Origin of the sequence: Anaerotignum sp. MSJ-24, from assembly GCF_018918145.1 — a bacterium.
Taxonomy (GTDB): domain Bacteria; phylum Bacillota; class Clostridia; order Lachnospirales; family Anaerotignaceae; genus Metalachnospira.
The window spans coordinates 48,634-62,276 of record NZ_JAHLPX010000003.1 but is presented as its reverse complement, the minus strand read 5'-3'; the positions used below and the strand labels follow the sequence as shown (position 1 = coordinate 62,276).

The following is a 13,643-nucleotide window of genomic DNA, read 5'->3' as shown; positions in this document are numbered from 1 at the left end:
GCAAAATTTTTTACACTTCTACTACTTCTTTATCACACATCAGCAAACTATCTCGGTATTAAACGGCTTATGTATAACGTCCCATGCACCGAGTTCAAAACATATTTTTTCACTTTCGCTTTCATTATCAAGTGTTGCAACAAGAACCGGAATATTAGAAAATCTTTTGCTTTCCGATACGGTTTCAAGAAAATTAAAATCATTTTCTTCCGGTGTAACAAGATCGAGTATAATACAGGCAATTTTTTCTGTCTCATTGTCCAGCATATTGATAGCGTCACCGCTATTATCAGCTTCTAAAATATTATAGGTGTTGTAGAGCATTTCTCTTAATATTTTTCTGTTACCATCGTTTTTATCAACTATAAGCAAATTCTTTTTTAACCCCATCTGTAAATCACCTCTTCTTGTTAAGCAATTCATATTAGAAACACAAGCATTTGCTTATAAAACATTATCATTTTAGTTTTACTTTACAATCTATTACCTGTAACTTCAAAATATTGTTAGTACATTATACTATTAAAAAATTTATATTTCAACATAAAAACATCAATTATCATTTAAAGTATTTTATTTGTCGAATAATGTTAATTTCGGTCGTAATATCAAATATCAACCTATTATTTGGGCTGATTTATTTAATACTTTTACAACAATTATTACTCATTTTCTTTTAAAGGCATCAATATAAAAATTATATATAAATATCATCAAATTTTATATTTATCCTTTATAAATTCAATAAAATTCCTTGCTATCTGTGAACGGTAAGTATTTTTTCTAACCACAATATCCACTTCCGAATAAAGCATATCACACTCTATTTTTGCTTTTACCGTATTTTCGGCATTGATATATTCACTTGCCGATTCCGGAAAAACGGCTATTCCCATTCCTTTATCTGCCATAACTGCCGTTGTTCTTGCATCATCATCAACACAGAATATATTGGGAACCGCTCCCTCCTCCGCAAATGCCGTTCTTATCTGTTTTTCCCATCTTCTGTATATAAGCAAAGGTTTATTTTCAAGCTCTTTCAGTCTTATAGTTTTTTTATTACCTATAAAGCTTATGTTTCCTGCCGCAAGCATAGGTTCTTTAGATATACGCAAAATTTCTATACCTTCGGACGGAAAAGGTGCTCTGACAACAGCAAGCTCCAAAAGATTTGCCCTAAGCATATCTATTATCTGGTACGTGTTTGCCTCGGAAATTTCAAAATTAACTTCCGGATATTTTTTATTAAAATCGCAAAGCCATTCACCGGCAACAACACTACTCAAAGACGATATAAGTCCGAAACGCAAAACTCCTCTGCTGCCGTTGCTGTAATCATTTATTTCTCTTTTCAAGAGCTCCGCCATTTCAAGAAGAGTTACGGCTCTGTCATATAATATTCTTCCAGGCTCGGTTAGCTGTATTTTTCTTGCTCCTCTTTCGAAAAGAGTGCAGTTGAACTCGTCCTCAAGCAGATGTATCTGGTTGCTCAACGGCGGCTGTGATATGTGCAGTTTCTTTGCCGCCGCAGAAATGTTGCCTTCTTCGACAACTGCCGTGAAATATTCAAGCTGTTTTAAATCCATATATATCCTCCTAAGTATACGAAAAACATATAGATATTATATTATATAAATATTTTTAATATAGTTAGTTTTATGATAGTATATGTATAAAGTTTTTACAACAAAATCTTATTATGTACGTAAATTTATTACATCAAAGGAAGGACTGTCATGAGAAAACTACTTATTTACCTAAAGGACTACAAAAAAGAATCTGTCCTTGCTCCGCTTTTCAAAATGCTGGAGGCAATATTCGAGCTTTTTGTTCCTCTGGTTATGTCGGCAGTAATTGATGTCGGCATAAAAAATTCCGATAAGCCGTATATAATCAAAATGTGTCTTGTGCTTGTCGCACTCGGCATTATTGGTCTTGTCTGCTCCATAACTGCACAATATTTTGCCGCAAAGGCTGCCTGCGGTTTTGCCACAAAGCTACGTCATTCGCTTTTCGATCATATCCAGTCGCTTTCCTTCTCGGAAATGGATGCAATCGGAACATCAACACTTATCACACGAATGACCAGTGACATAAACCAGGTGCAAAACGGCGTTAATATGACCTTAAGACTTTTTCTCCGTTCTCCCTTCGTTGTGTTCGGCTCAATGATAATGGCTTTCACAATAAGCATAAAGGCCGCAATGATATTCGTTATAGCAATACCTCTGCTTTCGCTGGTCGTATTCGGAATAATGTATATGAGCATTCCGCTTTACAAAAACGTACAGTCCAATCTTGACGATGTTCTCCGCATAACTCACGAAAACCTTACAGGCTCAAGAGTTATAAGAGCCTTCCACAAAGAGGATAACGAAATTGAGCAGTTCGAAAACAGCAACAATTCTCTTTCAAAGCTCCAAATATATGTAGGAAAAATTTCCGCATTAATGAATCCTATTACCTACACAATAATAAATATAGCTATCGTTGCTCTCATATGGACAGGTGCCATACAGGTAAACATCGGAAACATATCACAGGGTAATGTTGTTGCTCTTGTCAACTATATGTCACAGATACTTGTTGAGCTTGTTAAGCTTGCAAACCTTATTGTTCTTATTAACAAAGCTATTGCCTGCGGAAACAGAGTCGAAAGCGTATTTGAAATAAACAGCAGTCTTATTGAACCGGAAAAACCTGCTGTTGTCGGCGAAAAGCTTCCCGAAACAGTTGTTTCCTTCGACCATGTATCGCTTAAATACAAAAATTCTTCACAGGATTCACTTACAGATATTACTTTTGACGTAAAGCGTGGAGAAACAATCGGTATAATCGGCGGTACAGGCTCCGGAAAGAGCTCCCTTGTAAATATGCTTCCGAGATTTTACGACTATACGGGCGGTCAGCTCAAAATAGATGGCATTGACGTAAAGGATTATGCGGTCGATGATTTAAGAAACAAAATAGGTGTTGTAATGCAGAAGGCTGTGCTTTTCAAAGGCACAATAAGAGAAAACCTCAAATGGGGCAATCCGGACGCAAGCGATGCCGATTTAATGGAGGCACTCGAAACCGCACAGGCGGCAGAGGTTGTTCAGGGAAAGGAAAACGGTCTTGATGCAGAGGTTGCACAGGGCGGAAAGAATTTCTCCGGTGGACAGAAGCAACGACTTACCATTGCAAGAGCACTTGTAAGAAAGCCGGAAATACTAATACTTGACGACAGTGCCTCGGCTCTTGACTATGCAACAGACGCCGCATTGAGAAAAGCAATACGAGATATGAAAAATTCGCCTACGGTATTTATCGTTTCCCAGAGAGCCGCATCAATACTTTATGCAGACAAAATAATAGTACTTGATGACGGAAAGATGGCAGGCATTGGAACACACACTGAGCTTTTGGAAAACTGTCCTGTATATCAGGAAATATACTATTCACAATTTCCTAAAGAAAGAAAGGAGGCTTAAGAATGAGTAAAAACAACGAAAATAAAAAATCAAACCAGAAAACAACATTAAAAAAAGTTCTCAAAAGAATTAAGCCTTACAGCTTTCTTGTTATATGTTCGCTTGTTATGGCGGCGGCAACCGTTGCACTTACATTGTATTTTCCGCTTCTTACCGGAGATGCAATAGATTATATTCTTGAGCCGGGTAAAGTAGATTTCAATGCAATAATCCCGATATTAAAAAAATTGGCCGTTATCGCCATTATTACCGCCGTTTGCCAGTGGATAATGAACGTATGCAACAACCACATAACCTATAACGTAACAAAGGATATTCGTGATGAAGCCTTCAAAAAGATAGAAATTCTTCCTTTAAGATATATTGATGACCATTCCTACGGTGACATAGTCAGCCGAGTAATAGCCGATGTTGACCAGTTTGCGGACGGACTTCTTATGGGCTTTACACAGCTTTTTACCGGCGTACTTACAATACTCGGAACACTTATATTTATGTTCCGCGAAAACGTAACAATAACATTTGTTGTACTTCTCGTTACACCTGTTTCGCTGTTTGTTGCGGCATTTATCGCAAAGAAAACCTATCGCTATTTCAAGCTCCAGTCCGAAACAAGAGGCGAAGAAACAGCTCTTATCGATGAAATGATAAACAACCAGAATGTTGTTCAGGCATTCAGTCAGCAGAAAAATACATTGGATAAATTCGATGAAATAAACAACCGCCTTGAAAAGGTATCGCTCAACGCAACATTCTTTTCATCTCTCGTCAATCCGTCAACCCGATTTGTAAACAGCCTTGTATACACAAGCGTAGGTATTGTCGGAGCATTATCGGTAATCGGCGGAAGACTTTCGGTTGGTCAGCTTTCATGCTTTTTGAGCTATGCAAACCAGTATACAAAGCCATTTAACGAAATATCCGGCGTTGTTACGGAGTTACAAAATGCTCTCGCCTGTGCCGCAAGAATATTTGAGCTTATTGAAGAAGAACCGCAGACTCCCGACAAGGAAAATGCAAGAGTGCTTGATGAGGCAGACGGAACACTTTCACTTGAAAACGTCGCTTTCAGCTATGTTTCGGACAGAAAATTAATCGAAAATCTCAACCTCAATGTAAAATCCGGTCAGCGAGTAGCCATTGTAGGTCCTACCGGCTGCGGAAAAACTACATTAATAAATCTGCTTATGCGATTCTACGATGTCGACGACGGAAGCATAAAGGTCAGCGGAACAGATATACGTGACATAACAAGAAAAAGCCTGCGTTCAAACTACGGTATGGTTTTGCAGGACACCTGGCTCAAAACAGGAACAATACGTGAAAACATAGTAATGGGCAAGCCGGACGCTACCGACGAAGAAGTTATTGCCGCCGCAAAGGCATCACACGCCGACAGCTTTATAAGAAGACTTTCGGACGGTTACGACACATTTATAACCGAGGACGGCGGAAATCTTTCACAGGGACAGAAACAGCTTTTGTGTATTACAAGAGTTATGCTTTGTCTGCCTCCAATGCTCATACTTGATGAAGCAACCTCATCAATAGATACACGAACAGAGTTAAAAATACAGCATGCCTTTTCAACAATGATGAAGGGCAGAACAAGCTTTATAATAGCTCACCGACTTTCCACAATACAGGACGCAGATGTCATTCTGGTTATGAAGGACGGACACATTATAGAACAGGGCAACCACGAAGAGCTGCTTGCCAAAAACGGCTTTTATGCAAAGCTTTATAACAGCCAGTTCTCATTATAAAGACATTGACAATTTTGTCCAAACTGCTATAATCAAAATATAATTAAATATTGTTTTTCTTCGGAAATGAGAATTATCTCTACTGGCAGTAACAGCCTGCGAGCGTTAAGCTAATCCGTTGCAAGCACGGAGCCAACAGTTTTGTCTGGATGGGAGAAGAAAGCTTTGCAAGGCTGAAAGCTCCTTTATATTTCTGAATTATTTAAACGCAGTCAGCATTCAATCTTGCATATTAAGATTTATGACTGCGTTTTTGTTTTGCACAAATATTCGGAAACCAATTAAAAAAGGAGGTAATTTTCATGAAAGAATCAAATCAGACAAATAATGAACAAAATAACCCGCTGGCATCTGCACCGCTAAAGTCACTGCTGCTTAAATACTCAATACCGACAACAATTACTCTCATGGTAAACTATCTTTATAATATCGTTGATCAGATTTTTGTCGGTCAGGGTGTAGGTGTAACCGGAATGGCGGCAACAAATGTGGCATTTCCTTTGGTTATTCTTGTAAATGCCATTGCACTTCTTCTCGGTGACGGCTGTGCCGCAAACATGAGCTTATGCCACGGCGCAGGAAACAAAGAAGAAGCCGACAAAACTGTCAGCCATTCTGTTACGCTTATCATATTAAGCGGTTTATTAATCTTACTGTTATGCAAAATATTTGCATCGAAAATAGTTATACTGTTCGGCTCGACAGCAACAGCCTACGAACAATCTCTTTCTTATCTTAATATAATTGCTTTCGGTATACCCTTCCAGCTTATGTGTCCGGCCTTTACCGCAATCATTCGTGCCGACGGTTCACCAAAATATACAATGAAATGTATGATAATAGGTGCGGTTATAAACCTTATTCTTGATCCTATATTCATATTTAATTTTAAATTAGGTGTAGCAGGTGCGGCTATTGCTACCGTTATCGGTGAAGTTGTTTCCGGTTTAATGTGTCTGCTTTATTTAAGAAATATGAACACCGTTACAATAAATAAGCAGGATTTGTTACCTACACCGAAGCTGACAAAAAAGATATTATCCCTCGGATTTCCGAGCCTGCTCACCCAGTCACTTACAGCATTTGTACAAATCATAATGAATAATCTCATGCGTAAATACGGTTCGGCTTCAATTTACGGTAGCGACACCGCTCTTTCTGTATATGGAATGATAGTTAAAGTATATCAGATTTCACATTCTATGTTTGTCGGAGTATCTTCTGCGATACAGCCTATAAACGGCTTTAACTACGGTGCAAAAAATTATAAGCGTGTACACGACTGCTATAAGCTCGCCGCAAAAACAGCATTAACAATATCCACAGTATGGTTTATTATATTTATAGTATTCCCTAAATTTATAGGGAGCTTATTTGTATCGGATGATTTAATTTATCTGGATTGTGCAGAGCATTTCTTCAGAATTTATATGGGCGCTTTCTTTTTATACGGAATAAATATGACAACGGCCTCATTTTTCCAAGGGATAGGCAAGCCAAAACGTGCGCTTCTTATCCCTCTGTCACGACAGGCATTGTTTTTAATTCCGTTATCATTGATTTTATCTTCACGTTTCGGGCTTTACGGTGCATTGTTGGCTGTTCCTATAGCTGATATATTGGTTTTTATTGTAAGTATACTTCTTATAAAATCTGAATTTAATTCATGGAGAAAAAGCGATTTATTATAATCAAAAGTCCACAGTAGTTGATATTTTTTATCAATGACTGTGGACTTAATTTATTTTATGTTAATTTTTATCTTCCGAAAAGTGAAAATCCTTTTTTCTTATAGGGTTCTGTCTTTATTGAAAGTACTCTGTAACCTGTATCGTCAATTGCTTTTTTGAGTCCTTCCTCATCAAGCGGCTCTTCCGTAATTATTTCCGTTGTTCCTTTGCTGTGCGATGATGATACCTTTTTTACATCAGCAAATTTTCTTACAGCGTCATTAACATGGCTTTCGCACATACCGCACATCATTCCGTCGATTTCCAAAGTTGTCTTAATCATAAAAATTACCTCTTTTCATAGAATTATTTCATAAGCTTACGAAGCGTATCCACAAGCTCATCAACAATTTCCTCATTGCCGTTTTTAATATCTCTTGTTACACAGCCCTTTATATGATAGGAAATAAGCTCTCTGTTAAAGGCGTTTATTGCCGCATTGGCCGCTGACGACTGCTGAAGAATGTCGTTGCAATAAGCATCATATTCAATCATAGATTGAAGGCCTCTTATCTGCCCTTCAATTCGCTTAAGGCGGTTAAGCAAAGCTTTTTTCTGTGCATCTGTACGCATTGTTTTCTTTTCTTCCTTGCAACACATACAGCACTCTTTTTCTTCCATACCATTCCTCCTTAATACTCCCTCCGAGTATATTTTGGATTATATACCCCCATAGAGTATATGTCAATACATACGAAACAAAAATTAATCATAGCCAATAGTAAATGGTTATGATTCTGAATATTAATCGTCAATTATTAAAAAAATAAAATATTATTTCTGACCAATTTACCTATTTTAAAGCCAAAAGGGCGGCAAACGCCGCCCCAAGATTTTTTATTATTCAATTACATATCAAATGCGTAAGCCTTAGTAAATCCGTCCTTTGTTGCATTGTGGATTCTTCCTCCCTTATTTGCGTCGCCTATAACAACTACGTTTGCAAATTCTTTTTCGTATTCCTCAACAAGTCCCTTGACGGGTGCAACTCCGAGAGAAACAACAACATTGTCACAAGGTATTTCCTTAACCGCACCGTCAGCAAGGCTTTCAACAACAACAACCTTATCCTTAATTTCGATAAGCTTATGAGCTGTGTATGTTTCGGGTTTATGAGACATTATGTCAGCAACAATGTATTTTCTGATAGGCGGAAATACACCGGGGCCGATGTCGGCAAGCATTTCAACTGCCGCAAGCTCTGAACCTTCATCGCCAAGCTTTTCAAGAACCTCAAGACCTGTAAGTCCTGTTCCGACAACAACTGTTTTTCCTGTAAGCTTAACCTTATTGAGAAGCACATCTTCGGGAAGATATACATTTGCTCCGTCAATGCCCTTTATAGGAGGAACAACCGGTTTTGCACCGCAGGCAATAAATACTCCGACAGGATTGTATTTATGGATATTTTCGGGAGTAGCCTCTGTGTTAAGCACAACATTTACGCCGGCTTTTTTCACAAGGATTTCCATTGTCTTTACATATTCGGTAATAACCTGCTTGCCCTTTGCTTTGTCGGCAACATTTAATGTACCGCCGAGCTTATCGGATTTTTCGATAAGTGTTACATTATAGTTATTCTTAGCAAGCATCATAGCCGCTTCCATACCGCCGGGGCCTCCGCCGATAACAACAACCGATTTTCTCTTGCCGTTCTTTTCGATATTTTTATAGATATATTCAACGCCAAGCATAGGGTTAAGTGAACACTCGATAGGCATATCTGCCATAAGTCTTTCACGACAGTACATACAGCCGATACATTTAACGATTTCTTCGGGGCGGCCTTCTCTTGTCTTTCTTACGAAATCGGGATCTGCAAACTGAGAACGTCCGAGTCCGACAAAATCGCATACGCCTTCCTCAAGAAGCTCTTCTGCCCAGTCGGGATTTTTGATAGTATTTGTTGCAATAACGGGAACCGACATATTTTCCTTGAATGTCTTTGCAATGTGCTTTTTCCAACCTGGAACAAATGAATAAGGATCGCAGTTTGCATCGCCGTTCTGAGCACAGCCGTTGGAAATATTGATATAGTCAATTTTGCTTTCAAGTATTTTTGCGATTTCCATGTTGTCCTCAAGTGTCATCTGGCCTTCTACCATTTCGTCACCGCAGATTCTTATGCCTACAACAAATTCAGGTCTTACAACCTTTCTTATGCCGTCGATTATCTCTAATGCAAAACGTGCTCTGTTTTCGGCACTTCCGCCGTATTCGTCTGTACGTTTGTTGTAATATTTGCTGAAGAACTGTGCAATAAGATATGAATGTGCTCCGTGGAGCTCAACTCCGTCATAGCCTGCCTTCTGGCATCTTACTGCCGCATCAATAAATTTCTGCTGAACGGATTTTATTTCTTCAACTGTCATTTCCTTGGGAACTGCCGCACCGGGAGCCGCAGGAACACCGCTGGGTGAAAGCGACTGTCTGCCTGTAAGTGCCGGCTTTGATGTCATTCCGCCGTGGTGGATCTGTGCAAATATTTTACAGTCATATTTATGTACCGCATCCGTAAGTCTTTCAAGACCGGGAATGTGATAATCTCTTGCGGCACGAAGATTTCCTATTGTAGGAATACTGTCTATATCGTCAACGCCTGTATATTCGTTTATGATAAGTCCTATTCCGCCCTTTGCTCTTGCCTCGTAATAAGAAATAAGTCTGTCTGTTGCTATGCCGTCCTTGTCGGCGTATACAGTACCCATAGGCATCATAGCACATCTGTTTTTGATTGTTATTTTACCGATTTTACCTTTTTCAAAAAGCTTTTCATAACTCATTTTCCTGACTCTCCCTTCTTTTCTTTCTAACCTCATTTTCTTGATAAAAATTATAATTGGTGATAATATTATTTTATATTAAATTATCAAATTATCAAGAATGTACTTTTTTGAAATATACTATCCTTTTTGAAAGTATGGTGATATAAATGGAGAACTCTAAAATAAATTCCTACCACTGCACCGTTGAAGCCGCAATGGACATCATCGGCGGAAAATACAAGGCTATAATATTGTGGCATTTGATAAAGGACGGAACACTGCGTTTCAGCCAGCTCCAAAGGCTTATTCCGCAGGCAACGCCGAAAATGCTCAGCAGTCAGCTTAAGGAGCTTGAAGCAAACAATCTTATTGTGCGTGTACTTTATCCGGTTGTGCCGCCGAAAACCGAATATTCACTTTCCGAGTTCGGAAAAACACTTATCCCCATAATAACCGCCTTAAGGGATTGGGGCAGTCTGTATTTTGAGCATATGAATGTGCAAAATCCCTGTGAAAACGAAAAATCCACAGATATTTGATTATACCTGTGGACTAATTTTTATTTTTTATTTTTATTTTCTCTGTCATCAAACATAATTATAAATGAAATAAGAAGCAACACCGAGCTAAATAAAATAGCCCTTATTCCAAATACATTTACAAGAAAATTTCCCAAAACAGCACCTATAACAAAGAAAATTATAACACCGTAATAAATTATACTGCTTTTCAGCTTTTCTCTGTTTCTATATCTTATATATTCATATATATTTTGCGTTCCGCTTCTCAGATTACCAAGACACATTGTTGTTGCCAATGCCCTTCCGTGTATTTTACGGAAGCTTTCCACCTGAACACCGCATACAAGCGATATAAGACTGCTCGCAAGAAGATTAAGATCCGTCGGGATAAAAGCAACAAAAAACAGCATTATCGATTCAATAAGTACAGCTGTCTGTCGCCAATGAAGTCTTTTACCAACCTTTTTCCTTGCTGCCTCTGCAAATATTATTCCCACAACAAAGGCTACAATAGGACAAAAATAATTAAATGCCGTACTAAAATTTCTTTCTGCAACATTTATTGAAAACAAAATTATATTTCCGGTCTGACCGTTCGCAAATACCTTATCACGCATAACATACGAATATGCGTCCATCATACCGCCCGACAATGCAAGTGCAATGCCAAGCTCTATTGATTCCGATGCCTGTTTTGCTCTGTCCATATTACATCACCTCCGCTATAGTGTTATATGTGGATATTATAACATCTATCGGCGGAAATATAAACAATTTTATATTACAGAAGAAGCCATTTTACTATCATTTTTTACTTCTCCATTTCAAAAGCAATGCCGAATTGATTATTACCGCTACCGAACCTGCGTTATGTACAAGTGCTCCTACAACAGGATTCAGCTTACCTGTTATGTCAAGAACAATAGCCACAAAGTTCAATATCATTGAGAATATAAAATTGTATTTTATTGTTCTCATCATTTTTCTTGAAAGACCTACCAAATGCGGAAGCTCCTTTATATCATCATTCACAAGTGCTATGTCTGCCGCATCAATGGCAATATCACTGCCTATACCACCCATAGCTATACCGACATAGGCTTTTTTAAGCGAAGGTGCATCATTTACGCCGTCACCTATCATACAAACCTGTTCGTTTTCGGACTGATATTTGTCAATCCAATTCATCTTATCCTCAGGTAAACAACCGGCATGAACGTCCTTTATTATTCTTGCTGTATGCGGTGTAAGATGAACAAGCTTTTCAATGCCTTCCCTTGCCTTTGCAACGGTAAGCTCTTCAAGCAGAGCACCGAGCTGCATAATAAAAGCAACCTCGCCTGCGGCAAAGTTTTCGCCAATTATAACCGATGCAATAAGTGCAGAACGTCCGCTTTAATATCAAACGCGGTCACAAGACCTATTACAGCCTCAAGAATAATAGGTATTCCGCAAAGCACTATGGCAATATAAGCGGCATCAAACGGCAGCTTTATTGCTCCTGTCATGCTTATAACCAACGCTATCGCCGATATAACAAGAAAAGTTATATCCTTTTTTATGCCTCCCTTTTCAAGAAACTCTTCAAGTTTTTCCATATATGTATTTGCTCCTTCCTATACCTATAGAGGTATATGTTGTCAACATGTATTTACAAAAAAATACGCCCATATGTAAAAATATAGCTTGTATATTCTCACATACGGACGTATCAAAAATCCGGTTAATATTTAATTCATGTTTGCGAAACGTTCAACGGCCTTTGTAAAGCTCTCTATTGTCTTGTCGGCATCACCATGCTCAATGCCGTCCCTTACGCAATGCTTGATATGTCAGCACAACCTGTCCGACCTTATGCAAAGCCGATTTTGCAGCATTTATCTGCGAAAGCACATCTTCGCAGGGAATATCCTCATCAACCATTCTGTCTATCGCCTGAACCTGACCGATTATTTTTTTCAACCTTCTGTGCAGATTGTCGGAATCCATACACTGTTTCATAAATCACACTTCCATTATACCCTTATAGGTATAATTTATTATCCAACATAGTTTTATAAAAGTCAAGGCTAACGATTTTATATAAACTAAGAAGGCAGTCAACTGCCTGACCGCCTTCTTGCTTTTCCCCTAAAATATATATGAATTATCCATATATCAATAATTATTTAAAGCATTTGCCTCTTTCGCTGCATTCTCTGATAGCTGCAATGAATTTTTCCTTTGTTAATTCATAAGGAACACAAGTCCATTCCTTTGTGATAGATGATCTTTCTGCAACTGCGGGAAGGTCTGCATCTGTAAGTCCGATGTCTTCCATACATACAGGAAGTCCCATTTCTTTGTGGAATGCCATAATTCTGTCGCATTCGGCATAGTTCTTATCATATGTAAGAAGTACAAGGCTGCCGAAAGAAACGATTTCGCCATGTAAATGGTTTTTGATACAGTTAGGAATAACTGATGTACCATTGTAGAAGCCATGAGCGATTGAGCTATTATAGTAATAATCGTTTTCTGTTGTCATAAAGTTTGAAACATAACCTGTTGTAATGATAATATCAAGAACAACCTGTTCAAGTTCGTAAGAAACGGCATTGTTTTTGCAATCTTCATAAGCCTTTTTACCGTACTCGATAAGGGGATCGATACAGATTTTGCTCATTGCATTTCCCATTAAAGGTGTATGAGATGCTTTGTGGCCTCTTATTGAAAGCTCTGCTTCAAGCTCTTTTGAAATACAATCGCCGATACCTGCCCAGAAAAGATGATCGGGTGATTCAGCAATAATCTTTGTATTGATAAAAATATGATCTGCGGGCTCAATGCCGTAGAAATAATTGTTTACGCTTCCGTCCGGATGATAAATAACTGCGATTGATGTTGATGCAGCACAGTTAGAGCCGATTGTGGGAAATGTGAATAAAGGTTTATCCAACTTCTCTCTTACTACCTTACAAGTATCCATAACTCGGCCACCGCCTACTGCGAAAATCATATCCGCATTCTTTACAGCGTCCATTGCAATAAGAGCATCAGCATTTTCATATGTTGCCTCTCCGCCATACCATACAAAATCAGTTATTTTTACATCAGAACCAGCTATACCTTCTAACAGTGCATCTTTTACCTTAGCCATTGCTGTTTTTCCTCCGATAACAACGGCTGTTTTTCCATATTTTCTTGTGGCCCAGGGAATCTCCTTGTAACATTCAGCTCCCACAGTATAATTTGGAATAAAAATGTGGTAATCTTTCATTTCAATGCACTCCTTTAAGTTGATTTTTATTAGTTGGTATAGTTATTCTTAGTTGGTTTTTATTAGTTGATTATTTTAACTGCCATGCACCCTATGGCTTATCATAAGGTGCCGGCTATATAGCTTTTT

13 protein-coding genes, 1 pseudogene and 1 riboswitch are annotated in these 13,643 nt (G+C 38.4%); of the genes and pseudogenes, 4 read left to right on the top strand and 10 right to left on the bottom strand.

The annotated features are described in order from the left end of the window. Nucleotides 1-39 precede the first annotated feature (39 nt). Nucleotides 40-390 (bottom strand): response regulator, encoded by a 351-nt coding sequence (locus KQI66_RS02510; protein WP_216427129.1) that lies wholly within the window; start codon nucleotides 388-390, stop codon nucleotides 40-42. Between the two features lie 323 nt (nucleotides 391-713). Further along, nucleotides 714-1,586, bottom strand: a complete 873-nt coding sequence (locus tag KQI66_RS02505; protein ID WP_216427128.1) for a LysR family transcriptional regulator — start codon at nucleotides 1,584-1,586, stop codon at nucleotides 714-716. A gap of 150 nt (nucleotides 1,587-1,736) precedes the next feature. On the opposite strand from KQI66_RS02505, the gene KQI66_RS02500 reads away from it, so the two are divergent. The 3 genes from KQI66_RS02500 (at nucleotide 1,737) to KQI66_RS02490 (ending at nucleotide 6,930) form a co-directional block, all read left to right on the top strand. Continuing rightward, nucleotides 1,737-3,473 (top strand): ABC transporter ATP-binding protein, encoded by a 1,737-nt coding sequence (locus KQI66_RS02500; protein WP_216427127.1) that lies wholly within the window; start codon nucleotides 1,737-1,739, stop codon nucleotides 3,471-3,473. 2 nt (nucleotides 3,474-3,475) lie between these two features. After that, a complete protein-coding gene (locus KQI66_RS02495; RefSeq protein WP_216427126.1) occupies nucleotides 3,476-5,239 on the top strand; it encodes an ABC transporter ATP-binding protein in 1,764 nt (587 codons plus the stop codon). Nucleotides 5,240-5,291: 52 nt separating this feature from the next. Beyond that, nucleotides 5,292-5,404, top strand: a riboswitch (FMN riboswitch). A 137-nt stretch (nucleotides 5,405-5,541) separates the two neighbouring features. After that, complete coding sequence (locus tag KQI66_RS02490) at nucleotides 5,542-6,930, top strand: MATE family efflux transporter (RefSeq protein WP_216427125.1); 1,389 nt, start codon at nucleotides 5,542-5,544, stop codon at nucleotides 6,928-6,930. Between the two features lie 67 nt (nucleotides 6,931-6,997). Here the strand turns inward: KQI66_RS02490 and KQI66_RS02485 are convergent, their stop codons facing one another. The 3 genes from KQI66_RS02485 to KQI66_RS02475 all read right to left on the bottom strand — a co-directional run bounded on the left by KQI66_RS02485 (nucleotide 6,998) and on the right by KQI66_RS02475 (nucleotide 9,752). Beyond that, nucleotides 6,998-7,252 carry a heavy-metal-associated domain-containing protein gene (locus tag KQI66_RS02485; protein ID WP_216427124.1) on the bottom strand — a complete coding sequence of 85 codons (255 nt, stop codon included), beginning with the start codon at nucleotides 7,250-7,252 and terminating at the stop codon, nucleotides 6,998-7,000. Between the two features lie 23 nt (nucleotides 7,253-7,275). Next, a complete protein-coding gene (locus KQI66_RS02480) occupies nucleotides 7,276-7,590 on the bottom strand; it encodes a metal-sensing transcriptional repressor (RefSeq protein WP_216427123.1) in 315 nt (104 codons plus the stop codon). A 227-nt stretch (nucleotides 7,591-7,817) separates the two neighbouring features. After that, nucleotides 7,818-9,752: an oxidoreductase gene (locus KQI66_RS02475; protein ID WP_216427122.1), complete on the bottom strand. Its 1,935-nt coding sequence runs from the start codon at nucleotides 9,750-9,752 to the stop codon at nucleotides 7,818-7,820. Nucleotides 9,753-9,901: 149 nt separating this feature from the next. Between KQI66_RS02475 and KQI66_RS02470 the strand changes: the two genes are divergently transcribed. After that, on the top strand, nucleotides 9,902-10,273 hold the full coding sequence (locus tag KQI66_RS02470) for a winged helix-turn-helix transcriptional regulator (protein WP_216427121.1): 372 nt from the start codon (nucleotides 9,902-9,904) through the stop codon (nucleotides 10,271-10,273). A 20-nt stretch (nucleotides 10,274-10,293) separates the two neighbouring features. Here the strand turns inward: KQI66_RS02470 and KQI66_RS02465 are convergent, their stop codons facing one another. The 5 genes and pseudogenes from KQI66_RS02465 to KQI66_RS02450 form a co-directional block, all read right to left on the bottom strand. Further along, nucleotides 10,294-10,962: a YoaK family protein gene (locus tag KQI66_RS02465; protein ID WP_216427120.1), complete on the bottom strand. Its 669-nt coding sequence runs from the start codon at nucleotides 10,960-10,962 to the stop codon at nucleotides 10,294-10,296. Nucleotides 10,963-11,059: 97 nt separating this feature from the next. Beyond that, complete coding sequence (locus KQI66_RS02460; RefSeq protein ID WP_330654970.1) at nucleotides 11,060-11,578, bottom strand: HAD-IC family P-type ATPase; 519 nt, start codon at nucleotides 11,576-11,578, stop codon at nucleotides 11,060-11,062. A gap of 38 nt (nucleotides 11,579-11,616) precedes the next feature. Then, entirely contained in the window at nucleotides 11,617-11,853 is a 237-nt protein-coding gene (locus KQI66_RS11475) for a hypothetical protein (protein WP_330654969.1), read from the bottom strand. A 132-nt stretch (nucleotides 11,854-11,985) separates the two neighbouring features. Next, nucleotides 11,986-12,256: pseudogene (locus KQI66_RS02455) on the bottom strand (metal-sensing transcriptional repressor). 163 nt (nucleotides 12,257-12,419) lie between these two features. After that, nucleotides 12,420-13,514: an iron-containing alcohol dehydrogenase family protein gene (locus tag KQI66_RS02450; protein WP_216427119.1), complete on the bottom strand. Its 1,095-nt coding sequence runs from the start codon at nucleotides 13,512-13,514 to the stop codon at nucleotides 12,420-12,422. Nucleotides 13,515-13,643: the final 129 nt, after the last annotated feature.